The following is a 23,990-nucleotide window of genomic DNA, read 5'->3' on the forward strand; positions in this document are numbered from 1 at the left end:
TCTGAGAATGTTTTCTTATCATTTTTTACGGTTATATGTCATGCCCCGTCAAGGGGCGAGGGGGAGCGGACCCGGCCGGGCCGCGCGGCGGCCCGGCCGGAGGGCGCCCGGTCAGCCCGCCGGCGGCGCGGCCAGCTCCTCGTTGAAGGAGAGCAGGCCGACGTCCCCGTCCCCGCGCCAGCGCAGCCGAGCGCCGCGGCAGTTGCCCACCTTCGGGAACGCGCGGCGGTACCGGCCCAGGTCGATGCCGAGCAGCGAGCACAGGGCCAGCCGGATCAGCGTCCCGTGCGCCACCACGAGCACCCTGCCGCCCGCCCCGGCCAGGGCGGCGTCGGCCAGTGCGGCCCGGCCCCGCTCGACCACCTCCATCGGGTCCTCGGAACCGGGGATGGGGTTGCGGAACGGGTCCATCTCGAACCGCTCCCGCGCGCCGTCCAGCCGCTCGCGCATCTCCTGCGCGGTCAGCCCCTCGCCGTCGCCGAAGTCCTGCTCGGCCAGGCGCGGGTCGGCGGTGACCGGCAGGCCCGCCGCCCGCCCCGCGGGCCCGGCGGTGCGCCCGGCCCGGGACAGGGTGGAGCAGTGCACGGCGCTCAGCCCGGCCCCGGCGGCCCAGCGCGCCAGCGCGGCGGCCTGCTCCTCGCCGGCCCGGGTCAGCGCGATGTCGCTGGACCCCGCGTACCGGTTCTCCGCGTGCCACACCGTCTCGCCGTGGCGCACCACGATCAGCTCGGCCGCCTCCGTCATCGGACACCCCTCACGTTCGCCGTCCGCGCCGCCGCGGGCTCCCCGGCCCCGGCGGTCCAACCCCGCTCCGCCAGCTCCCGCACCAGGCGCCGGTAGGAGCCCAGGAGTCGCTCGCCCACCTCCGGGCGCGGTTCCACTCTGGACCGGACGCGCACCATCCGCGCCACCGCCTCGGAGAGCGGTGTGTCGGAGGCGGCCGCCAGCACCGCCATGCCGAACGCGGGCTCGGCGTTCTCCGGGACCTCCAGCGGCCGGCCGAGCACGTCGGCGCGGAGCCGGGTCCAGGCCGGGCTGGCGACGGCGCCGCCGGTCACCCGCAGCGCGCCGCGCACCTCGGCGCCGAGCTCGGCCAGCCGCTCCAGGCAGAGCCGCTCCAGGAACGCCACGCCCTGCAGGGTCGCGGCGTACCGGTCGGCCTCGTCCCGCGGCGCGCCGAGGGTGAACCCGGCCGCCTCCGGTGCGGTGAAGGGGAACCGCTCGCCCCGGCCCGGCAGCGGGTAGACCACCGCGGAGGCCGGTCGCTCCAGGTCCGCGGCGGCGTCCATGGCGGCCAGGTCGGCGCCGGGGAAGGCGGAGGTGAGCACGCCCGCGCCGGAGCTGGAGGCGCCCCCGGGCCACCACCGGCCGTCCGGGGAGCGGTGGCTGTAGACGCCGGCCTCCGGGTCGCCGATCCGGTGCTCGGCGGCGCCCTTGAGGACCAGCGTGGTGCCGAGCACCGAGTTCCACCGCCCCGGTTCCAGCGCGCCGGCCGCCAGCTGGGCGGCGCACCCGTCGGTCATCCCGGCGACGATCGGGGTGCCCTCCGGGATGCCGGTGTGCTCGGCGGCCGCGGCGCAGACCGCGCCGATCGGGGTGCCCGGCGCGACCAGCTCGGGCAGGGTGCCCGGCGGGGCGCCGAGGGCCGCCGCGACCTGGTCGGGCCAGGCCGCGGCCAGCGGGTCCGCGCCGGACTTCAGCGCGTGGCTGGTGTCCGCGGCCACCGGGCCGCCGTTGAGCCGGCCGGCGAGGAAGTCGGACTGGTGCAGCACCAGGTCGCCCCGGCCGGGGCGGAGGGCGGTGCGCACCAGGTGGGCGATGCGGGCGAACGCCCAGTGCGGCTGGGGGCGGGAGCCGACCCGCTCCCAGGTCGCGTCGTCCACGGCGGCGGCCAGGGCCGGGGCGGCGCCGGCGGCGCGCGCGTCGTCGTACATCAGCGCCGGCCCGACCGGGTTCAGCCGCCGGTCCGCGACCAGCGCGGTGCCCGAGGTGGCGCAGACCGCGACGGCCCCGACCCGGCGGGGGCCGGAGGCCTCGGCCATCGCCTCGCGCGCGGCCCGTCCCGCCGCGGCCCACCACTCCTCGGGATCCTGCTCGTGCCGCCCGTCACCGCGCGAGCTGCGCAGCGGCGCCGATCCGCGGCCGGCCACGCCGCCGTCGGGCGCGGCGGCGACCGCCTTGACCCCCTGGGTCCCGATGTCGATCCCGACCCACAGCGGGTCCGCTGCACCGGACATGCCCACCCCCTTGTGTTATGAGGAATGTTAACTTCTCATTGCTTATGGTTCGAGGCGACCCTACTCGGCGCCCCGGAGGGCGGCGCAACGCGGGCGGCGGCCGCGCCCGCGGCGCTCCGGGAGCCCCGCCGGAGCCGGGGCGGACCCGTGCCCGCCTGCGCGGACACCGGTGGGGGCGCTTGCCGCTCCGGGGCGGCCCGCCGATCATGGGACCCATGAACGACGACAGGCGAGCGGAGAAGGACATCTTCGGCCGGATCAGCCGACTCGTCCAGGAGGAGAGGGCGCTGCGCGAGCAGAGCGAGCACCGCCTCACCGCCGGCGAGCGGGCCCGGATGCGCGAGGTCGCCACCGAACTCGACCAGTGCTGGGACCTCCTCCGGCAGCGCCGCGCCCGGGAGGAGTACGGGGAGGCCGCCCCCGAGCCGAGGGTCCGCTCCGCCCAGGAGGTCGAAGGCTACTGGAGCTGACCGCCCCGGCCTGAGGGCGGCCGGCGGGCCCCGGCCCCGCGGCCGTACCCGCGGACGCGCCGGGCCCGACCGGCGCGGGGCCCGGGGAGCAGCGGCCGGAGGCCGCCGGAACCGCCGCGGCGGACCCGGGCGGCGCCCCGCGAAACCGCCGGCGGCCCTTCCGGAAGCCGGTCCGGGCCGCCGCCCGCACGCTGCCGGCCCGCGTCCGAGCCGCCCGTGCCCGGAGAGCCCGCACCCGAGCGGAGCGCGGGGCGGTGCCCGTACGGGGCCGGGCGGGAGGCGCCCGGCACGGCAGGGCCGGCGGGGAGGAGCGGGCCGCCGGACCGGGAACGGGCGGCCGCGGTGCGGTCCGCGGCGGATCCGGGCGGAGCGCCGGGACCCGCGGGGCGAGCGGTGGGCCGGGCTCCCCGGCGGGGCCCGCGCCGCACGGAAGGGCTCGGGCCGGGCCCGCCCCCCGCGGCCGTCCCAGAGCGCGGGGAACCCGGTCGGAGGGGAGGCCGGGCAGGCCGGACCCGGGGCCGGGGACCGGGCGGTCCGCCGCTCCGCGGCCGCCTGTGGCCATCCCGGGCGGCTCCTCCGGGACGGTGCCGGCCCGCGGGTTCCCGTAGCCTCTCTCTGCGCGCCCGCCGGGCGCGCCGCGCCGGGGCGGCGCGGAGGGCCATGGGAAGACGGGGAATGCTCGCAACGCTGTCCGGGGCCGGGCTCGCATCGGCCGCCGGTTTGAACGCCTACATCCCGCTGCTCCTCGCGGGGCTCCTCTCCCGCTACACCGGCCTGCTGGACCTGGGGTCCGGCTGGCAGTGGCTGGAGCACCCGGTGACGCTGGTGCTGCTCGGCGGACTGCTCCTGCTGGAGCTGGTCGCGGACAAGGTCCCCGCCGTCGACAGCGTCAACGACGTGGTGCAGACGGTGGTCCGGCCGACCTCGGGCGGCATCACCTTCGGGGCGGGGAGCACCGCCTTCACCCCCGACCTGCAGTCCGCCGACGGCACCTCGTGGGGCGGGATCGTCGCCGGGGTGCTCATCGCCCTGGTGTTCCACCTGCTGAAGGCCGCGGCGCGGCCGGTCCTCAACACGGTCACCTTCGGCGCCGGCGGCCCGGTGGTGAGCACCCTGGAGGACATCGCCAGCGCCTTCATGTCCGTGATCGCCATCGTGATCCCGATACTGGTGCTGGTCGTCCTCCCGGCCACCCTGGGCCTGGGCGTCTGGGCGTGGCGCCGCCGGCGGCGCAGGAAGCGGCGCGAGGCGGAGGCCCGGCGGCTCCCCGGCGCCGCCGGGCCTCCGGACGGGTGAGCGCGCGGGCCGGCCCGTCCCGGCCGGGGCGGCAGGGCGTGCGCTCGGCCGCGCCGGGCACGCCGCCGAGCGGAGGCCGCCCGGCCCGCCGCCCGCCCGCAGACCCCGGGCGGGCGGCGGGCCGCGCCGGCCCCGGTCTCCCGGGACCGGCGCGGCCCCGGCTCACCCCCGCAGCGCCCCGCGGCCGGTCGAGACGGGGAGCTCGACGACGGCCCCGCGGGTGTCCAGCTCCACCTCGGTGCCGGACGGGTAGCGCTGGGTGTAGTCGTGGTCGGTGGAGATCAGCGCGATCCCGATCCGGTGGCCCTTCTCGAACACGTAGTCCTGGGCCTGCAGATCCCAGGAGAAGGTGTACTCCCGGCCGCTGACCACCGGGCGCTGCCGCCACTCCGAGCCGCGGTTGCGGGCGTCCAGCCAGCCCCGGGTGACGATCTTGTACGGGCTCTCCTCGGTGACGTGCATCGTCGGGTAGGTGCAGCCCGGGTCCTCGGGGACACCCTCGCCGTAGCAGACCTCGGTCTCGGTGTCGTACCGCACCCGGCCGGTGGCGCGGGTGTCGGTGCCGTAGTCGACCAGCACCGCGGTCAGGTAGGGCGACGCGCCGTCCATCGAGGCGCGGAAGGTGACCCGGGGGACGCCGCTGACCCGCACGTCCTCGGTGAGTTCGGCGGTGCGGTAGACCAGGGCGCCGTCGGAGCCCTCGTCGGGCGAGGCGACCAGCTCGTCCGCGGTCGCGGTGCGCCCGCCGTCGGTGAAGCCCTCCACCGCGCCGCGCCGGGGCCGGCCGGGGGTCAGCCCGCCGTCGCCGTCGCCGCCGCCCGGGGTCGGCCGCAGCTCCACCGTCCGAGTGCCCTTCGCGGGCCACGAGTCCTGGGTGTCCCAGACCAGGTCGCTGCGCTCGATGTCGACCGCCGGTCCGTCGTCCGCGCCGTCGCCGATCCCGTACAGCTCGTGGTCGAACCAGCCGTGCAGCCGGTCCAGCCAGGCGTCGATGCGCAGGTTCATCGGGTCGCTGTGCCCGCCCTGGTGCAGCCAGAGCCGGCGCTCGACGCCGTGCTCGCCCAGCTCCTCCCAGAGCCGGAGCGCCTGGTCGGTCTTGACGTTCCAGTCGTTGAGCCCGTGCGCCAGGAAGACGCTGGCGGTGAAGTCCCCGGCGGAGCGCCGGTAGTCGCGCTCGGCCCAGAACCGGTTGAAGTCGCCGCTCTCCCGGTCCTGGCCGGCGGTGACCTCGTCGATCACCGGTCTGCACACCTGGTCGTCGGCGCGGGTGTAGACGACCTCCGCCAGCACGTCGGCGTCCTCGCCCTGGTAGCCGCCGGGGGCGACCACCCCGCCGCCGGCCCGGTAGTAGTCGTACCAGGAGGAGATGGCGCCCTGCGGCACGATGGTGCGCAGCCCCTCCACGCCGCTGCTCGCCGCGGCCACCGGCAGCGTGCCGTTGTAGGAGATGCCGGTCATCGCGACGTCCCCGGTGGACCAGTCCTCCGCGGTCACCTCCCCGCCCTCCGGGGTGCGCCCGGAGACCCGGCCGTTCAGCCAGTCCACGGCGGCGGTGACGCCCAGCGTCTCGTTCTTCCCGCCGCTGGTCGGGCAGCCGGTGGAGTCGCCGCTGCCCAGGCTGTCCAGCTGCGCCACCGCGTAGCCGCGCGGCAGGAAGTAGTTGTCGTAGTAGTTCGGCATGGTGGCCGGGCCGCCCCCGGCCCGGCCCGCCTCGCCGTCGACCGCGGCGGCCATCGCGGCGGCGGACCCGGCGCCCCGGCCGCCGCGCGGGACCGTGCCCGCGCCGTCGTCGTCCAGGTCGACCTCGTACATGTCGGCCTCGTGCGTGCCGGCCCAGTACGGGCTGGGCTCCAGCACGGTGGCGACGCGCAGCCCCTCCTCGGTCTCCCTGGGGCGCATCAGGCGGAGCCGCACGGTGTCCGGTTCGCCGTCCCGGTCGCTGTCGGCCTCGGTGGGGATGTCGACTTCCTGGTAGATCGCCTCGGCGTAGTCGAACACCGGCTGGGTGCGGCCGTCCTCGACGGACAGCCCGGGCACCCGGTCCGCGGCGGCGGGGGCGGGCAGCCCGGTGCCGGCCAGCAGCGCGGCGGCCGCCAGCGCACCGGTCCGGAGCGCACCGCGGGCCGGGGCCCTCTCGGGGTCTCGCATGTGCACGGGGTTCCTCACGGGGATGCGGGGGATCAGGACCCTGCAATCTCACCTGACCGGTCCCGCGGAGTCCAGAGCCCCCCGTGCGCGTCCGGTGACCGGATCCCTCCGGGGCGCCGTGGGATGAGAGGGCGTCTAGCATGCGGGAGTGGCACAGAACAGATCAGAACACCTGGACGGGGTCCGGCACATCGTCTGGGACTGGAACGGGACCCTCCTCGACGACAACCACGCGAACCTCACCGCGCTGAACCGGGCCTGCGAACCGCACGGGCGCGGCCCCGTCGACCTGGACTACTGGCGGACCGTCTTCCGGCGCCCGCTGCTCGACTGCTACGAGGAGCACCTCGGCAGGCCGATCGCCCCCGAGCTGTGGGCGCGGATCAACGAGGACTACGACCGGCACTACAAGCAGGCGCTGCCCCGGTGCCCGCTGGCCGACGGCGTGCCGGACGTGCTGCACGAATGGGCCGGGGGCGGGGGGACCCAGTCCCTGCTCTCCATGGCCTCGCACGGCCACGTGGTGCCGCTGGTCGCCGAGCGCGGCCTGGACGGCCACTTCACCCGGGTGGACGGCCGCAAGTACGACTCCCGCTCCGACTCCAAGGCCGAGCACCTCGTCGAGCACCTGACCGGGCAGGGCATCGACCCGGCGACGGTGGTGCTCATCGGGGACATCGACGACGACGCCCGGGCCGCCCGCGAGGCCGGCGCCCGCGCCGTGCTGGTGGCGAGCGGCATGATGAGCCGGGAGCGGCTGGAGGCCACCGGCCACCCCGTGGTCGGCACCCCCTCCGAGGCGGTTCGCTTCCTGGCCGGCTGAGCCCCCGCGGACGGCGCCCGGCCCCCGCGCCCGGGGCCGCGGGACGCAGGGAGGGGCGGTGCCGGCCGGCACCGCCCCCCGCCCCGTCCCCGTGCGCCGGGGGTACTAGCCGAGAACGACCTTGCGCGCGTCGTCGAAGCGCTTCTGCACGTCGGCCCAGTTGACGACGTTCCAGAAGGCCTTGACGTAGTCCGCCTTCACGTTCTTGTACTGCAGGTAGAAGGCGTGCTCCCACATGTCCAGCATGAGCAGCGGGTAGGAGCCGGCGGCCAGGTTGCCCTGGTGGTCGTAGAGCTGCTCGATGATCAGCTTCTGGCCGAGGGCGTCCCAGGCGAGGATCGCCCACCCGGAGCCCTGCACGCCGGTCGCGACCGCGCTGAAGTGCGCGCGGAACGCGTCGAAGGAGCCGAACTGGTCGTCGATCGCGGCGGCGAGCTCGGCCTCGGGCTTGTCGCCGCCGTCCGGCGACAGGTTCGGCCAGAACACGGTGTGGTTCACGTGGCCGGCGAGGTTGAACGCGAGGTTCTTCTCCAGCATGTTGACGGTGCCGAAGTCGCCCTTCTCGCGGGCCTCGGCCAGCTTCTCCAGCGCCGTGTTGGCACCGCCGACGTAGGCGGCGTGGTGCTTGTCGTGGTGCAGCTCCATGATCTGCCCGGAGATCCACGGCTCAAGCGCCGCGTAGTCGTAGGGCAGCTCGGGAAGCGAGTAGGGCGCGGACATGTACGCACCTTTCCTTGACACGTCTGGTGATTGGCTGTGAGCGATCTCGAACCGCTGGGCACGAACTTATCAGCAGAGGCCCAGGCGGCCTCGTGTAGCCCTTGCTACATGGGACTTCGGGAATAAACCGCACCCGCTCCGAGCCGGAGCGGCACCGGACCCGGAGTGGATCCGGAGCAGAGCCGGAGCGGACCCGGACCGGGCGCGGCGCCTCGCGGGCCCGGGGTTCAAGCGGGCGCCGTGCCCGGCCGAGGCGCTCAGCCCCGTCCCTGCCTCCGCCGCCGGTCCGAACCTGCACCCACTGAGGCGCCGTGCCCGATCGGGGCCTTCTCCCGGGCTCTCAGGCCGCCCGCTCGAAGCCGTTGCCGGTCCAGGTGGTGCGGGCGCAGGCGACGCCCCAGGCGCCCTTGCGCTTGAGGATGTCGTAGATGTGCATCCGGTCGATCCTGGGCGAGACGCCGTAGCCGGAGGGCCAGGTGATGGCCCAGTCCATGTCCAGGTCGACGAGGAGCTCCAGGAGGCGGGCGATGGTGGGGTCGTCCAGCCGCTCGAAGGCCTCGTCGAGCAGGACCAGGCGGAGCGGGCCGTCGAGTTCGCTGCGGAGCGCGTCGTAGAAGGCGGCGCTGGCGGCGAAGAGGGTGACGTAGGAGACCAGCCGGGTCTCGCCGGAGGAGAGCTGGCGGACGCGGCGGTCGCGCGGGTTGCCGTCCGGGCCGGTGTCGTGGATGCGGACCCGGTAGGCGAACCAGTCGCGGTAGTCCAGGGCGGCGCCGAGGACCTCGGCGTAGCCGCTGCTGCGGCCCTCGGCGCGGGTGGCGCGGATCCGGTCCATCAGGGCGCGGCGCAGCCGGTCGCTCTCCTCCGGGGAGCGCTCCGCCACCGACTTCTTGGCCAGGGCGAACGCCGACCGCTCGGCCGGGTCCAGGTGCGGCGCCGGCTCCCAGGCCAGCTCCACCCGGACGCCCTGGCTGGAGTGCGCCCCCTCCAGGACCGTGTTCATCCGCCGGGTCAGCGACTCCGCGGCGCGGATCTGCCGGTGCAGCTCCTCGGCCACGTCGCCGAGGAGGAACTCCTCGAAGATCCGCTCCTCGCCGGAGGTGAGGTTCTCCTCGGCCTGGGCGAGCCGGGCCGCGGTCAGCCGCGCGGTGGAGGCGACCGGAGCGGTTCCGGTCTCGTCGCTCACCGTGACGGTCAGCACGTCGGAGTCGGGCAGCCGGTCCGCCTGGACGTCGTGGGTGCCGGCGAGCGCGGTCTGCAGCGCCTGGATGCGGTTGATCAGATCGCGCTCCAGGGACGCCGAGGTGCCCGCGCCGCCCGCTTCGGCGAGCGCGCCGGCCAGGGCGGAGCGCAGGTCGGCCCGCTCGAAGGGCACCTCGACCAGCCCGGTGGCCGCCTCCCAGACGCCGGGCACCTCGGCGGTGTCGGTCAGCGCGTCCTCGCCGTCGGCCAGCGCGGCCTGCGCCTCCCGGAGCCTGCCCTCGGCCTCCTCGACCCTGCCCTCGGCCCCGGTCAGCGCCGCGATCCGGTCCTCGACCCCCTTCTGCGCGGCGGGGGCGGCGTCGCGCAGCCGGGTGCGCTCCTCGGCCAGCCCCCGCACCCGGGCGCCGACCTCCTCGGCGTCGCGGCCCAGCGAGGAGCGGAGGGTGGCCAGCACGGCGTGGGCCTCGGCGTAGGAGCGGTGCGTGCGCGCCGCCTCCTCCTCGGCCCCGGCGCGGGCGGCCGCGGTGCGCGCCAGGTCCTGCACGGCCGCGGAGAGCGAGCGGAGCGCCTCCGGGTAGTCCTCGCGCAGCCGCCCGGCGATCCGCTCCAGCTCGGCCACCGCGCCGCGGGCCCGCTCGCACAGCTCCCGCAGCGCCTCGGCGCCGTCCGGGACGCCCAGGTCGCCGCAGGTGCGCACGTGCTCGGTCCGCTCCGCGGCGAGCCGGGCCCGGGCCCGCGCGTGCTCGGCCTCGGCGGTCTCCGCGTCGGCGGCGGCGCGGGCCGCCGCCGAGCGGCGCTGCCGCGTCTCCACGTGCTCGGCCAGCACCGGGGCGAAGTCGGGGAAGGAGTCCAGACAGACGTTCCACTGGTGCTCCAGGGCCTGCGCGGCCTCCAGCGACGCCCGCAGCGAGGCCTCCCGGGACGCCGTCTCGGCCAGGGCGGACTCGGCCTCCCGGATGCGCTTCTTGCGCGCCCGCTCCCGGGCGCCGGCCCCGATGTGCTCGGCCTCCTCCTTGCCGTGCCGGCCGAGCAGCGCCCCGGCCGACCAGCGCCCGTCCAGGCCGATGGAGAGCGGCGCGGCCCCGCCGGCCGCCCCCTCGGCGGCGCCGGGCAGCAGGGGGACCGAGCGGAGCAGCCCGGCGACGGCCCCGGCCGGCACCGGGGAGCCGTCGTCGCCGGCCGGCACCAGGGCGTCGGCCAGCGAGGGCCCGCCGGCGGGCGGCCCCGCCGCTGCCCAGGTCTCGTCGCCCGCCGCGGACGCCGCGCCGTCCGCGGCCACCCAGGCGGTGAGCAGGCCGCTCGCGCGCAGCGCGGCCTCCAGGCCGGCGCGCTCCGCCTCCCCCAGGTGCTCGGCGAAGTCCACCAGCCGGAAGAACGGCGCGCCCGCGGCCGGGTCGCGCTCGGCCGTGCTGTGCGCCGGCGCGGGCGGCTCCACCTCGGCGGCCCCGCGCAGCCGGTCCAGCTCGGCCTCCAGCCGGGCGCGCTCCGCGCCCGCCTCGGCCAGCCGCTGCTCGGCGGCGGCGACCGCCCGCTGGACCGCGCGGACCCGCGGCTGCAGCGCGGACCGGACCCCCTTGTGCGCGTCGCGGTGGGCGGCCGGGTCGAGCAGCACCGCGTCGGCCCCGGGAAGCTCCGGCAGCTCCCCCTCCTCCGGGCGGTCCCCGGCGGGCAGCGCCTCGTCGTGCCAGGTCCGCACCGCCTCGGCCCAGCGCGCCGCCGCGCCGGCCAGCCGCTCCTCGGCCTCCCGGGCCCGCCGGTCGGCCCCGGCCGACTCCTCGGCCGCGGCCTCCGCCCGCTCGGCGAGCCGGTCCACCCCCGCCTCGGCCTCGGCGAGCCGCTCGGCCTCGGCGCGCAGCCCGCCGAGCAGCCGGCCGCGGTCGCCCGCGGCCCGGCCCGCCGCCTCGACCCGACCGGCCGCCTCCCCGGCGGCGGAGGCCAGCGCCTCGACGTCCGGTTCCGGCGCGACCGGGCGGCGCACCTCCTCCGGCCGGGCGTCCGGCGCGGCCGAGCGGAGCACCCGCTCCGCGGCCTCGCCCCGCTGCGCGTCGGGCACCAGGCCGGGCAGCGCGCCGAGCGCCGGGCCCAGCCCGATGGCGTGCAGCGCCTCCCGGGCGTCGGCCGCGCCGGAGGCCGCCGCGGAGCCGATCCGCGCGGGCACCGCCGCGGACCGCTCGATCGCGTCGACCGCGTGCTCCTCGGAGGCGCGCAGGTCGGCGGCGGAGCGCAGCGCGGCCTCGGCGTGCCTGCGCTGCGAGGCCACCGCCTCCTCCTTGTCCTCCAGGTCGCCCAGGGCGCCGTAGGCCGGGGAGGCCTTCAGCGCCTCCAGCTCGCCCTGGACGGCGTCCTGCCGCTCGGTGAGCGCGTCCCGCTCCTCGACGGCGGCGCGGTGCGCCTCCCGGGCGGCGTCCCGCTCCGCGCGCCGCTTCTCCAGCTGCGCGCGGGCGCGGCCGGCCGCCTTCTCCGCCTTCTCCAGCCGGGACGAGCGGTCCGCGAGCACACCGCGCGCGTAGCCCCGGTACCCCTCCAGGAACTCCTGGAGCGCGGAGTCGGCGCGGCGCAGCCGGGCGACGTTGCGCCGCACCCCCTCCAGGTTGTCCAGGCCGGTCGCGGTCCGGGTGATGACGCCGGGGTCCACCGGCGGGAGCGCGTCCGACAGCAGCTGCTCCAGCTGGCCCTGGAGGACCTTCAGGCCGATGTCGGGGTTGCGCAGCGTGCGCTGCAGGTGCAGCAGGTCGGGGTAGCGGTTGCCGCCGCTGATCCCGTACACGGTCTCGGCGACCCGCTGCTGGAACGCCTCCTGGCCGCCGGGGACCGCGTCCTCGCCGAGGTGCTCGCGCAGCCGGGCGGAGGTGATCGGCCGGTCCTGCTCCAGCAGCGCGAAGTCCCGGTTGACCCGCAGCGGGGTGATGAACCTCCAGGAGTCGCTGATCTGCCGCCCGGACGCGCTGGCCTTCACCCCGATCCCGCAGGTGCAGAAGTCCTCGGTGCCGTCGGCCAGCACCCGGCGCAGCTCGATCCAGGCGTAGCCGAGCCGCACCGTGCCCTCGGCGTAGTCGTCCAGCATCAGCCGGCTCATGCTGACCGTGTCGAAGCCCTTGCAGCCCATGTTGCGCAGGTCGCCGTCGAGGCAGAGCGGCAGCAGCAGCTCCAGCGTCCGGGACTTGCCGGAGCCGTTGGTCCCCTTGAAGATCACCCGGCCGCCGGAGAGGTCGAACTCCTCGTCCCGGTACTGCCAGATGTTGACGACGCCTCCCCGGTGCAGGCGCCAGCGGCTTCGGAGGTCGGTCTTGGGGTCCACTTCTGAGGTCCTCACGTCGTTCGGGTGCGCGCGGGGCGCGGGCGGTGCCGCCGCTCCGGGGCGGCGGCGCGGGCCGGTCCGGGGGCCATCGGCGGTGCTCACCTCGCTCCCGGTGCTCGCGGGTCGGGTCGGGGCGCCGCCGCCCGGTGCGGCGGGGTCAGGGCCCGAACAGGGACTCCTGGCCCTCGCCGGGGGCGGGGGCGGCGGGTTCGGGGGCGGGCTCCCCGCCCTCCTCGTCCGGGCCGTCCGGGCGGGGCCGGTAGCGGGCGGCGGCCGGGCTGATCTCCACGGTCTCCGCCGCCCCCTCCGCGGCCGGGCCGGTCCGGGCGAGGCCGGCCTGGACCAGGGTCTGCGCGACCGACCGGGCCAGCCGCCCGGTGTCCCGCACCGCCTCCTTCGACCAGGCCTTCGGGTAGCGCTCCGCGATCGCGGCGGCGGTCTCGCCCAGCCGGTCGAGCGGGACCGGGACCCGGCCGCCCTCCGCGGCCGGTGCGCCCGGCGCCCCGGGGCCGACCAGCTCGTCCGCGGCGAGCAGGGCGATCCGGGAGAGCGTGCCGTGGCCGGGGTAGAGCAGGTCGCTCAGGTAGCCGTCCGGGTCCACCGCGAGCACGCCCTCGGAGCGCACCTCCAAACAGAGCCCGAACAGCTCCTCCAGCAGCTCGGCCTCGGCCCGCAGCCGGGTGCGCAGCCAGTCGCGCTGCTCGGCGGAGAGGTCGGCGGTGAGCACCACCGGGTCCTCGACGATGCGGCGGCGCACCCGGTGCCGTTCGTCCTCGCCGGCGGGCGGGCCGCCGCCGGCGAGCTCGCCCGCGGAGGAGGAGCGCCCCAGCGGCGCCGCGACCAGGTGCCCCAGCAGCTCCACGTCCACGGTGAGCAGCGCCTCCCGGCCGGCGTCCTCGGCCCACGGGCCGACACTGCCGTCGGTCTCGGCCAGCACCCCCAGGTCGATGAGGTGCCGCAGCGCCGCCACCAGGGCGCGCCGGTCCACGATGCCGGTGCCCAGCTCCAGGCCGGCCTCCGCGCCGGCCGCCCGCACCTCCGACACCAGGCCGGACAGGAGCACCTGGCCGCCCGAACCGGTCAGCGCGGCCAGCACCAGCGCGAGGTAGGCGTAGGCGCGCGGAGTGAACGGCGCCCCGTTGGCCTTGTGCGCGCCGCGCACCCCGTCGGGGGTGCGGCCGGCCTTGTACAGCCGGGCGAACCCGGGCTCCACCACCAGGCGGTAGCCCAGGTAGCCGGCGAACAGCGCCTGCAGCCGCTCGGTGTAGCGCCGCACCGCGGGCAGCACCTCGCCCTCCGGGCCGTCGGCGCGCAGCAGCGGGCGGCGCAGCAGCACCCGCGCGCACCGGCGGACCTGGGCGGCCTCGATCGAGTCCAGGCCCTCCAGGACGGTGGCCTCTGCCCGCCCGTCGCCCACCCCCGCCCTCAACGGAGGCCCTGCGGGCCGCTGTCCTTTCCGCCCGTCGCCCGCCCCCGCCCTCAACGGAGGCCCTGCGGGCCGCTGTCCTTTCCGCCCGTCGTCTACCCCCGCCCTCAACGGAGGCCCTGCGGGCCGCTGTCCTGCGGGCCCCGGGTTCGCTCGGCGGCTCATCGGGCGCCCTCCGCGACGGTCAGCTCCACCTCGGCGCCGTGCAGCTCCAGGGTGCCGAAGACCGAGCCGACCCGGTCCGCGGCGCCGTCCGGCCGGGGGCGAACGACCAGGGTCAGCCCGGACACCGGGTCGGACGCGGTGCCCTGCTCGGCGGGGGCGTCCCGGGAGGCCCCGGCCAGGGTGAGCAGCTCGCAGAAGAGGTCCAGGGCGTCCGCGGAGAGCCGGGCGCCGGCCAGGTTCGCCGACGCCGCGGCGAGTTCGCCGACCGCGGCGGACCTGCGCTCCCGGCGGCGCGCCTCCTCCTCCAGCAGCGCGGCGCGGCCCAGCGGGTCGTCGCCGACCCGGGGGACCTGCCCGCCGGGGGCGCGCTCGCCCTTGCTGCGCACGTTCACCCCGACCGGCACCCCCTCTCCGCCGGCCCAGGTCGAGGCGGGGTCGGGGGCGCCGTCCTCCGGCGCGAGCGCCAGGTGGCGCGCGGAGAACAGGCCGAACGCGGCGGCGTACATGTCGTGTGCGGCGGCCGGCTCGGCCCCGTCGAACCACGAGGCCAGGGTGAGCAGGTCGCGGCGGCGGCCCGGGTCGACCCCGCCGCTGCCGGTCGAGCGCTTGACGTTGCCGAGCAGCGCGCTGATCGCCCGGCTGGTGGCGTCGCGCACCTCGTCGACCTCGGAGGGGCGGCCCGGGCGGCCGAGGAACCAGTCGGCCAGGCCGTCCCAGTCGGCGGGGGTGCGGCCGGGGGCGCGCTCCATCAGCTCGGTCTGCCCGACCACCGAGGTGTTGGGGGTGAAGGCGTCCTGGCCGGTGCCGAGCAGTGCGAGCAGGTCGCCGCGGCGGGCCTCCAGCGAGCCCAGCCGCTCCACGATCGTCCCGGAGTGCCGGAGCACGTCCTGGGCGATCAGGTCGACGTACTCCAGCAGCATGTGCTTGAACCCGGAGGTCTCCTCCGGGCCCAGGTCGTAGCGGGCGATCACCGAGCCGAGGTAGGCGTAGAAGTCGCGGACCGCGGCGGCGAACTCGCCGTGCTGCAGGAAGACCGTGGTGACCTGCTGGGCGAGGCGCTCGCGCAGGGTGCCCGCGGAGGCGTCGCCGGGCCCCCGGCCGCGCTCGGCGGCGTCCAGGTCGCCGAGGGTCCGGGCGATGTCGGCCAGGCCGCGGGCGATCGCGGGCAGCAGCTCCCGGGAGACCTCCCGGGCGCCCTCGGCGACCCGGAGCATGTCGTCCACGTCCCGCTGCACCCGCATGGCCAGCTTGGACACCTGGTAGCGGACCCGGCTGCGGGTGAACTCGGCGATGGTGGCGGCGGGCTCGCGCCGCCCGGGCACCAGGTTCCCCCACCGGGCCAGCCGGTCCAGCCGGTCGGCCACGGTCTCCAGCCGGGACTCGCCCTCGTCGACCTCGCCGCGCCGCTCGGCGGCGGCCAGCGCCGCGGCGACCTCCCCGGCCCCCAGGTCGGCCAGGAGGGTCCCGGTGAACAGCCGCATGACGGCCAGGTAGGTGCGTCGCTCGGGGGCCGACAGGTAGGCGTAGAGCCGCAGCCGCTCGAGGTCGTCCGGTTCGGAAGGCGTGTAGGGCATGACCCGCACCAACTTAGCGCCTGGAGCCGACACTCCCGGACCGAACGCGAGGTGACGCGCCTCGCCCGCGGGGAGGGGCGGCGCCCGCACCGGGCCCGCCCCTCCCCGCGGGGCGGGGATCAGAGCTCGTCGAACTCCTCGACGGCGCGGTGCGCCTGGTCGATCGCGGTGTCGGTGTAGGCGTTGGGCGCCGCGTCGGAGTTGGCGATGGTGATCCGCCCGAGCCGCTTGCGGGCGGTCTCGGCGGGGGTGGGGCCGTTCGGCCAGAACGAGTCCCAGCGGCGGGTGTACTCGCGGGCGTAGCCGTGGCCCCAGCGGTTCACGGTGATCGCCTCGATGTCCCGGGCGGCGTCGAACCCGCCGTCGCCCAGGGCGCGGTTGAGCGTCTGGCGGATGCTCCGCTCGAAGCTCTCGAAGGGGCGCCGGAGCAGCTCGTGCCGGGCGTGCACGGCGCCCTGGCGCAGCGACAGCTCACCGGGGGAGGGCGCGCTGATCATCTGGATGATCATCGGCTCGGCGGGGTCCTTGGGGTGCTCGTAGCCGCCCATGCTCACCGGGTAGTCCAGCTGGGCCACCGCCCAGTCGCCGCCGGTGAACCGGATGTGCCGCGTGCCCAGCTCGACCCAGGGCCGCCAGTTGCGCACCACCACGTTGGCGTAGACCAGCGGCTGCTTGGAGGCGTCGGTCATGGCCCGGCGCTGGGAGCTCGGCAGCTCCTGCATCAGGTACTTGCCCATGACGTGCCAGGCGGCCATGACGACGTGGCCGGCGGTGACCCGGTGCAGCGCGTCGTCGTGGTGGTAGGTGACGAACACCCGCTCGGCGCTGGAGGGGGCGCCGTCGTGCGCCAGCCCGGTGCACGGCGACTGCAGCCGCAGCCGGACGTCCTGCCCCTCCTCGTCCAGCTTGGAGTAGTCGAACTCGGCGAGCACGACGCTCTCCATGTCGAGCTCGTCGGCGCCCGGGACGGAGCCGGGGATCAGGGAGTGCACCAGCAGCCGGGCGATGCTCGCGTTGCCGTCCGGGAAGTGGTGGATGTAGGGGTCGTCGAACTTCCAGAACCGGCGGAGCGAGTAGCAGTTGTACTCCGAGGCCTCGGAGTCGTCCAGGCCGATGCCGGCGAAGCCGGGCAGCCCCTCGCCCCAGGCGTCGATCGCGCCCCAGGTGGAGGCGGGCACCGCCCACTCGTCGCTGGTGATGGTCTCCATGAAGGCCAGCACCTCGTCGTTGCAGCCCAGCACGTCGCGGAGGTAGTCGATGTAGGTCAGCCGGGACAGCCGCTCCTGCTTCTCCTGCGCGGACAGCCCGGGCATCGGGTCGTCGCCGGAGTCGGAGTACAGGGCGGCGATCTGCTCCACGGACTCGGGCTCCAGCGGGGCGCCGGACAGCCACTCGCGGACCGGCATGCCCTTGGTGCGCACCGCGAGGTGGTCGGTGCGGAACTCCTCGGCGCGGAGGAAGACCGTGTCGCCCTCCTCGGCCAGCTTCCACTTCTCGTAGAACTTCTGGTCGAAGAAGTCCTTGAACCGGTCGACCTCGATGCCGAGGTCCTTGAGCAGGCCCATCGCGGTCTTGCTGTAGGCGGAGGGGGTGTCGATCGCCTGGGTGCCGCCGTAGCCGATGAGGACCTGGTCGCGCCCCTCGGGGGTGAACTCGTTGCGCCGGGCGTGCCCGCCGAACTCGTCGTGGTTGTCCAGGATGAGGATCTTCGCCTCGGGGTGCTTCTTCTTGTAGAAGTGCGCGGCGGACAGGCCGCTGATGCCCGAGCCGATGACGACCAGGTCGTAGTGCTCGTCCAGGTCGTTGACCCGGGTGGTGTTGACGACGCTGCCGAGCCGGCCGTCGCGGATGCTGTGCGGGATGCTCAGCGCCTGCTGGGTGTTGCCGCGCAGGCCCTCCATGCTCGGCGGGTAGTCGGTCCCGGCGGGGGCCGACGCGGGGTGCGCGGGACTGGCGGCCCAGTCCCGGTCCCCGGGCGCGCAGCCGGCCAGGACCGCCGCGGCGATTCCGCCGACCGCCGCCGCGCTCGCCCCGTCGAAGAAGTCGCGCCGACTGATCCGGCGGTCCATGCCGAGCTCGCTGTCGGAAGGCCGGGGGCGTCGTCGCTGATCGGACATTGGTCTCCTCGTCGTTCCCGGCGTCCCGGACTTGAGGACCACAAGAGCATGCGGGGGAGCGGGCGACGCGGAGGCGTGGCGGGGGTGCGCCTGAGTCTTTGCCGTGTGCGGTGTGTCTTTTGGGGTGCGGAACGACCGGTGTCGTACTTGCCAGGTGAACGGGTCCGCGGGGGAGTCCGCCGCGAACTCGGCCATCTTACGCCCGATATTTTGTTAATGAGACGTTTTGTCGGATTTTCACCCGGTGGTCGGATGTCCGTTCGCGCACGCCCCCGCCGGCGGGGGCGCCCCCGGGTCAGGGGACCATCAGCGACAGCGCCTCGGCGACCAGTGCCGGGCGCTCGGCCCCCTCGATCTCCACGGTGTGGGCCATGGTGAACAGCAGGCCCTTGCCGGTCTCCTTGGCCTCGACCAGGCGGACCGCGTCGCGCACCCGGGACCCCTCGGCGACCGGCTGCAGGAAGCGGACCTTGTTCAGGCCGTAGTTGATGCCCATCGACGGCGCCTTCTCCAGGGTGAACACCTGCGGGCCGAAGTAGGCGAGCAGGGACAGGGAGAGGTAGCCGTGCGCGATGGTGGTGCCGAACGGGCCGCTCGCCGCGCGCTCCCGGTCGACGTGGATCCACTGGTGGTCGCCGGTGGCGTCGGCGAAGGCGTCGATCCGGTCCTGGGTGACGGTGAGCCAGTCGGTTCGGCCCAGCTCCTCGCCCTGGGCGGCGGCGAGCTCGTTGACATCGGCGAAGGTACGCATGAGCGGCACTTTCCTTTCGGCCGGGAGGGGACCTCGGCACGACTCTAGCGTCAACCGACCGTTCAGTATGTAGTGGCTCGGGAAAAACCCGGACGGGGCGGTCGGCCGCCCCGGCCCGCCCGGTCCGGCGCCCGGGACCGGGCCCCGCCGCGGCCCGGAGCGCGCCCGCCCTGGGGCGATGATCTTGACGTTGCGGGGCCGTCAGGGCCCTCTGATGGCCCCGCAACTCCAAGATCACCGGGGGAAGGGGGAGGGAGCGGGGTGTTCTTCTGCGCCCGTCGCCTTTTCCCACCGATCTAGGCGGACGGCTCCGCGCCGGACGGCTCGGACGCCTCGGGTCCGGAAGGGGGGCGCTGCGCCGGTGCCGCCGCGCCCTCGGCGGCCAGCGCGTGCAGCCGGGGCAGCGGCACGCCCAGCAGGCGGGCGGCGTCGTCCTCGTCGACCCCGGCCTCGGCCAGCCGCCGCATCGCGCCGCGGACCGCCCCGGCCGCCGAGCGGCGCGCGGCGTCCGCCCCGTCCACCGCCCCGCGGGCGTCCAGGATCAGCCGGTCGGTCTCCTCGTCGACGGTGGGGACGACCTCCACCCGGGCGCCGGGGTCCCCGACGAACGCCCGCGCCCGGGAGCAGGCCTGCGCCAGGTCGGGCGACCAGGTCACACCGGCGCCGACGATCCGCAGCTCCCAGCCGTCCTGCCATCTCCGGGCATGCACGATGAACGGGCCCATATGCCTACATTACGCACGGGAGCGCCCCGCTCCGGGGAGAACCGCCGTACCGGACGGAACCGGTTCATACCTGTGGCGACCTGGGCGGATTCCGCTCTCGGCGGCGCCGGGCGGACGCCGGAGCCGCGGTCGCGCCGCGGCGGCGCGCACCGGGCCCCGCCCCCGGGAAGGGGTCAGCCCGAGCGCTCCGGCTCGGTCGGCCGGGACCGCTCCAGGACGGCGGTCTCCACCGCCATCGAGCGCAGCGCGCCGGCGTCCACGTCGTGCCCGAGACCGGGCACGGTGAGCGGCACCGGGGCGATCCCGTCGTGCGCCCGGACCGGCGGGTCGACCACTTCGCGGGCCGCCCGCACGCCGGCGCCGGGCATCTCGCTGGGGAAGGTGGTGCCGGGCAGCGACGCCAGCGCCACCCGGGCCGCCCGGCCCAGGCCCGTCTCCCCCTCCGAGCCGCACCAGACGTCCCAGCCGGCGTCGGCGGCGCGGTCGTGCACCCGGCGGGCCTGGGTCAGGCCGCCCAGCCGGGACACCTCCAGCCGGACCGCCCCGCCCGCCTCCGCGCGGACCGCCTCCTCCAGGCTCTCCGGCGAGTCCACCGACTCGGCCAGCGCGACCGTGGTCCCCAGCTCCCGGGCGAGCCGCGCGTGCGCGGCCAGGTCCGGGGCGGGGAACGGCTGCTCCAGGCAGAGCAGCCGGTACTCGTCCAGCGCGCGCAGCGCGTCCAGGTCGGCCTCGGACTCGGTGTACCGGCCGCCCGCGGCGGCCTGCAGCGCCAGGTGCGGATAGCTCTCCTGGGCGGCGCGGACCGGCTCCACGTCCCACCCCGGCCCGATCTCCAGCCGGACCGCCCGGAACCCGGCACCGACCTGCCGGTTCACCTCGGCGACCAGGGACTCCACGGACGGCTGGCGGCCGATGGTCACCCCCGCGGTGATCGCGGTGCGCGACCCGCCGAGGGCGTGCGAGAGCGGAGTGCCGCGGCGGCGGCTCCACAGGTCCCAGCAGGCGGCGTCCAGCGCGGCCGCGGCCGGCGGGCAGGGCGCCAGGTCGGCCCAGGCGTCCTGGGCCTCGGTCGGCCGGTTCCAGGCGTGCCGGAGCAGCGCCGGGGCGAACTCCTCGACCAGGGTCCGCCAGCGCTCCGGGCCGGCGTCGGGCATCTCCCCCCAGCCGCTCGTCCCGGTGCCGTCGCTGACCCGGACCAGGGCGTGCCGGACCATGCGCGGCGGGCCGCCGGCCCCCCGGCGCCGGGTGCGCGGCACCGGCGCCGGCAGCCGGACCAGCATCGCCTCGATCCCGGCCAGGCCGGCCCCGATCGCCGATCCGGTACGTGACACGCGCGCTCCGCCTTCCCCGAGTCCGCTTCCGCCGCCTGGGCGGCGCCCCTTCACGACGGTATCCCCTCGGGGCGGGGCCGACCACCGGACGGCGGATCAGGGCCGTGCGGCGAACACCACGCTGTGCCGCAGATCCGCGGTCCGGACCTCGCCGAACCGCGCCCGCAGCGCGGCGGCCGCGGTGCCCCGCTCCGCCGCGGAGAGCGCGAACCCCCGCGGGCGCAGGTGCCAGAAGAGCAGCAGCCGGCCGCCGGGGCGCAGCACCCGGCGCAGCTCGGCGGCGGCCGGCTCCAGCCGCGGCCACAGCGCGACGGTGTTCACCGAGACGACCAGGTCGAAGGAGGCGTCCGGGGCGCCGGTGCCCGCGGCGTCGCCGAGGCGGAGCCGGACCCGGCCGTCCCGGACCGCGCCGGCGTTGCGCCTGCGCGCCGCCCGGACCATCTCCGGCGACGGATCGACCCCGGTCACCGTCCCGGCGCGGCCGGCGAGCAGCCCCACCAGCACACCGGGGCCGTGCCCGACCTCCAGCACGTCCTCGCGGGGACCGGGGTCGGCGTAGAGCAGCGCCTCGGTGTTCTGCACCCGGTTCTCCCAGGCCATCACCGCCCCGGCCAGCCGCCCCAGCGCTCCCCGGGGCAGCGCGAACGGGTTCGCCCCGCACGGCCGCCCGTCCCACAGCCGCCGCCTCGACGCCATCGGCCGCCTCCCCTCGCTCGCCGCGGTGCCCCCGCCCGGCACCGCGCCGGCCGTTTCCCGCCGGAGAACGGAACCGGGCGGGCACGACCCCGTGACAGGGTCCTGCCCGCCCGGGAGGCGGTTCGATCAGGCGCCGCGGGATCAGGCCCCGGCCAGCGCCTCGGAGACCGGGATCGCCTTGAGGCCGTGCGCCTCGGCCACCGCGTCGTTGGTGAGCGCGCCGTCGACGGTGCTCAGCCCGGCGGCCAGCGCGGCGTCCTCGCGCAGCGCGTCCTTCCAGCCCTTGCCGGCCAGCGCGACCGCGTAGCGGAGCGTGTCCTTGGTGAGGGCGTGGGTGGAGGTGTTCGGCACCGCGCCCGGCATGTTGGCCACGCAGTAGAACACCGTGTCGTGCACCTCGAAGGTGGGCTCGGCGTGCGTGGTGGGACGCGAGTCCTCGAAGCAGCCGCCCTGGTCGATGGCGATGTCCACGAGCACCGCGCCCGGCTTCATCCGGGACACCAGCTCGTTGGAGACCAGCTTGGGCGCCTTCGCGCCGGGGATCAGCACCGCGCCGATCACCATGTCGGACTCCAGCACCGCCCGCTCCAGCTCCAGCGCGTTGCTGGAGACGGTGCGGACCCGGCCGCCGTAGACCTCGTCGGCGTGGCGCAGCTTGCCCACGCTGAGGTCGAGCAGGGTCACGTCGGCGCCCATGCCGACCGCGATCCGGGTGGCGTTCATCCCGGAGACGCCGGCCCCGATCACGGTCACCTTGGCCGGGCGCACGCCCGGGACGCCGCCCATCAGCACGCCGCGCCCGCCGTTGGGGCGCTGCAGCGTGGCGGAGCCGACCTGCGGCGCCAGCCGGCCGGCCACCTCCGACATCGGGGCGAGCAGCGGCAGCGAGCCGTCCGGCAGCTGCACCGTCTCGTAGGCGATCGAGGTGACCTTGCGGTCCAGCAGGGCGTCGGTGCACGGACGCGACGCCGCCAGGTGCAGGTAGGTGAAGAGGGTCTGGCCGGGCTGCATCCGGTGGTACTCCTCGGCCACCGGCTCCTTGACCTTCAGGACCAGCTCCGCCTCGCCCCAGACGTCGTCCGCACCCTCCAGGATGCGGGCGCCGGCCGCGGTGTACTCCTCGTCGGTGATCGAGGAGCCGATGCCGGCTCCGCGCTCGATGGCGACCGAATGCCCGCGGCTCACGAGCTCATGGACGCCCGCGGGAGTGATGGCCACCCGGTATTCGTGGTTCTTGACTTCGCGGGGCACGCCGACGCGCACTTGGGTCCTCCTTGCATCCTCGTTGACACCCCTTCACTGTGACGCGCCCCATCGCGGCGGAACATCTCCAACATGGACAGTCATCCCTGGTCATGTTGACACCGTGTAAGGGGCCCGGTCGGGCGCGGGTCACCCGGGCGCCGGGAACACCCGGCGGCCGGCGATCCAGGTGCCGACGACCCGGCCGGTGAGCCGGCGGCCGGCGTAGGGGCCGGGATCACCGGACGGCACCGCGTGCGGCGCATCGCCGTCGAAGGCGACCAGGTCGGCGTCGGCGCCGGGGGCGATCCGGCCCTTGCCGGCCAGGCCGAGCAGGGCCGCCGGCTCGGTCGAGGTCCACCGGGCGACCCGGTCCAGCCCCAGGCCGCGGCGGCGGGCGGCGGTCCACAGCGCCGGCAGCGTCCAGGAGACCGCGGAGACCCCGGTGCCCGGCCGGTGGCCGGAGCCGATGGTGCGCACCGCGCTGTCGGAGTCGGAGAGCAGCGCCGACCACAGGGCGTCCCGGTTGGCCGCCGAGCGCAGCGGCGGCCGGCAGCGGAACGCCGGGGCGTCGTCCGGGACCTGCTCGGCGGGGAGGCAGAGGTAGTGCGGGCAGGTGTGCGCGGTCAGCGGCGCCCCGATCGAGCGCGCGGCGCCCAGCAGCGCGGCGCACTCGGCCGCGGTGAACGGTGTGACGTGGGTCCGGGTGCCGGCCACCCGCATGGCGGCGATCACCCGCTCCAGGCCGCGCCGCTCCGCGCGCGGCGGGCGGGCGGCGAGCAGCGCGCCGTTGCCCGGGGAGTCCGGCGCGGTCAGCTCGGCCGGGTCCTCCGCGTGCACCAGCATCGGCGCGCCCATCGCGGCCGCCTCCACCATCGTCTTGAGCAGCTGCCCGTCGCCGATCGGGGCGGCCGACTCCGCCCCGCCGTCCGACAGCGAGCAGTGGAAGCCCGCGACCCCGGCGGAGCGCAGCTCGGCCAGGTCGGCCGAGCTGCTGCGGTCGGTGACCGCGCCCAGGAACGCGACGTGCACCCCGATCCCGGCGGCCGCCGCCTGGTGCGCCTTGAGCGCGGCCTCGCCGGTGATCGCGGTCGGGGCGCCGCGCGGCCCGGTGCCGCCGCCGGGGGCGACCGCGATCGACGTCACCCCGCCGCGCACCGCCGCCGCTTCGGTCTCCAGGTAGCCCTCGCGCAGCGGCTGCCCGGGGGCGTGCACGGCCACGTCCGCGTCGACCAGGCCGGGCAGCAGCGCGACCCCGCCCAGGTCGATCTCGGCCGCGCCGGGGAGCGGGGCGCCGTGGTCGCACACCGCGGCGATGCGGCCGCCGCGCAGGCCGACCGAGGCGGGGATCACGCCCTTGGCGGTGACCACCCGGCGGGAGCGGATGACGGTGTCGATCTGGGGCACGGGATCCCCTTCATGCTCGGAGTGCCGTTCGCGCGGGCCGGGGCCCGCCGTTCCCCGCCGGTTCCGCGCTGCTTCCCGGAGGTGCGCTGGAAGCGGGATCCGGGGCGGGTGGGTGCGCATTCGGTCCGTCGACCGTATCGCGATCGGCCCCGAAAAGAGGGCGTTACGCCCTTCTTTCCCGGCCTCCACCTGCGCTTTCCCGGCCCCGTCGGCGCACCGGCCGGTTCCGGGGGCGCGTCGCGGGAGCGCGCCCGGGGAGCGGGCGGCGGAGAACCGCGGAGCGGCGGAACGGAAGCGCCGTGCGCGGGGGCGTACCGCACGCGATCCGGAACCCGGCCGGTCCGCCGGAGTCCCCGGCGCTCCC

At 76.5% G+C, this 23,990-nt stretch carries 17 protein-coding genes; 3 read left to right on the forward strand and 14 right to left on the reverse strand.

Annotated elements, in window-relative coordinates; genetic code table 11:
• Positions 1-111 precede the first annotated feature (111 nt).
• Positions 112-744: a histidine phosphatase family protein gene (locus J0910_RS11055; protein ID WP_420158412.1), complete on the reverse strand. Its 633-nt coding sequence runs from the start codon at positions 742-744 to the stop codon at positions 112-114.
• The gene (locus J0910_RS11060; RefSeq protein WP_420158413.1) at positions 741-2,237 is read right to left on the reverse strand and encodes an FGGY-family carbohydrate kinase; all 1,497 of its coding nucleotides are present in this window, start codon (positions 2,235-2,237) and stop codon (positions 741-743) included. Before J0910_RS11060 ends, J0910_RS11055 begins: the two co-directional genes overlap by 4 nt.
• 215 nt (positions 2,238-2,452) lie before the next feature.
• Between J0910_RS11060 and J0910_RS11065 the strand changes: the two genes are divergently transcribed.
• Together J0910_RS11065 and J0910_RS11070 are read left to right on the forward strand one after the other, a co-directional pair.
• The gene (locus tag J0910_RS11065) at positions 2,453-2,707 is read left to right on the forward strand and encodes a DUF2630 family protein (protein ID WP_420158414.1); all 255 of its coding nucleotides are present in this window, start codon (positions 2,453-2,455) and stop codon (positions 2,705-2,707) included.
• A 675-nt stretch (positions 2,708-3,382) separates the two neighbouring features.
• Positions 3,383-4,003: a DUF4126 domain-containing protein gene (locus tag J0910_RS11070; RefSeq protein WP_420158415.1), complete on the forward strand. Its 621-nt coding sequence runs from the start codon at positions 3,383-3,385 to the stop codon at positions 4,001-4,003.
• Between the two features lie 162 nt (positions 4,004-4,165).
• Here the strand turns inward: J0910_RS11070 and J0910_RS11075 are convergent, their stop codons facing one another.
• Positions 4,166-6,151, reverse strand: coding sequence for a Xaa-Pro dipeptidyl-peptidase (locus J0910_RS11075; protein WP_420158416.1), 1,986 nt, complete (start codon positions 6,149-6,151; stop codon positions 4,166-4,168).
• Positions 6,152-6,299: 148 nt separating this feature from the next.
• On the opposite strand from J0910_RS11075, the gene J0910_RS11080 reads away from it, so the two are divergent.
• A complete protein-coding gene (locus J0910_RS11080; RefSeq protein ID WP_420158417.1) occupies positions 6,300-6,974 on the forward strand; it encodes an HAD family hydrolase in 675 nt (224 codons plus the stop codon).
• Positions 6,975-7,079: 105 nt separating this feature from the next.
• On the opposite strand, the gene J0910_RS11085 is transcribed toward J0910_RS11080, so the two are convergent.
• From J0910_RS11085 to J0910_RS11135, 11 genes are all read right to left on the reverse strand, one after another.
• On the reverse strand, positions 7,080-7,694 hold the full coding sequence (locus J0910_RS11085; RefSeq protein WP_017590973.1) for a superoxide dismutase: 615 nt from the start codon (positions 7,692-7,694) through the stop codon (positions 7,080-7,082).
• A 340-nt stretch (positions 7,695-8,034) separates the two neighbouring features.
• The gene (locus J0910_RS11090) at positions 8,035-12,192 is read right to left on the reverse strand and encodes a TIGR02680 family protein (protein WP_420158418.1); all 4,158 of its coding nucleotides are present in this window, start codon (positions 12,190-12,192) and stop codon (positions 8,035-8,037) included.
• Positions 12,193-12,349: 157 nt separating this feature from the next.
• Positions 12,350-13,609, reverse strand: coding sequence for a TIGR02678 family protein (locus J0910_RS11095; protein ID WP_420158419.1), 1,260 nt, complete (start codon positions 13,607-13,609; stop codon positions 12,350-12,352).
• Positions 13,610-13,779: 170 nt separating this feature from the next.
• Positions 13,780-15,357, reverse strand: coding sequence for a DUF2397 domain-containing protein (locus J0910_RS11100; protein WP_420158420.1), 1,578 nt, complete (start codon positions 15,355-15,357; stop codon positions 13,780-13,782).
• Between the two features lie 119 nt (positions 15,358-15,476).
• Positions 15,477-17,474 carry an NAD(P)-binding protein gene (locus tag J0910_RS11105; protein WP_420158421.1) on the reverse strand — a complete coding sequence of 666 codons (1,998 nt, stop codon included), beginning with the start codon at positions 17,472-17,474 and terminating at the stop codon, positions 15,477-15,479.
• A gap of 295 nt (positions 17,475-17,769) precedes the next feature.
• On the reverse strand, positions 17,770-18,225 hold the full coding sequence (locus J0910_RS11110) for a MaoC family dehydratase (protein ID WP_420158422.1): 456 nt from the start codon (positions 18,223-18,225) through the stop codon (positions 17,770-17,772).
• A gap of 296 nt (positions 18,226-18,521) precedes the next feature.
• Positions 18,522-18,950, reverse strand: coding sequence for a hypothetical protein (locus J0910_RS11115; RefSeq protein WP_420158423.1), 429 nt, complete (start codon positions 18,948-18,950; stop codon positions 18,522-18,524).
• Positions 18,951-19,123: 173 nt separating this feature from the next.
• Positions 19,124-20,281 carry an enolase C-terminal domain-like protein gene (locus J0910_RS11120; RefSeq protein ID WP_420158424.1) on the reverse strand — a complete coding sequence of 386 codons (1,158 nt, stop codon included), beginning with the start codon at positions 20,279-20,281 and terminating at the stop codon, positions 19,124-19,126.
• 96 nt (positions 20,282-20,377) lie between these two features.
• On the reverse strand, positions 20,378-20,977 hold the full coding sequence (locus tag J0910_RS11125) for a class I SAM-dependent methyltransferase (RefSeq protein ID WP_420158425.1): 600 nt from the start codon (positions 20,975-20,977) through the stop codon (positions 20,378-20,380).
• Positions 20,978-21,118: 141 nt separating this feature from the next.
• On the reverse strand, positions 21,119-22,240 hold the full coding sequence (gene ald, locus J0910_RS11130) for an alanine dehydrogenase (protein ID WP_420158426.1): 1,122 nt from the start codon (positions 22,238-22,240) through the stop codon (positions 21,119-21,121).
• A gap of 129 nt (positions 22,241-22,369) precedes the next feature.
• Entirely contained in the window at positions 22,370-23,626 is a 1,257-nt protein-coding gene (locus tag J0910_RS11135; protein ID WP_420158427.1) for an amidohydrolase family protein, read from the reverse strand.
• Positions 23,627-23,990 lie beyond the last annotated feature (364 nt).

It is taken from the genome of Nocardiopsis oceanisediminis (assembly GCF_048595525.1).
Lineage (GTDB): Bacteria > Actinomycetota > Actinomycetes > Streptosporangiales > Streptosporangiaceae > Nocardiopsis_A > Nocardiopsis_A oceanisediminis.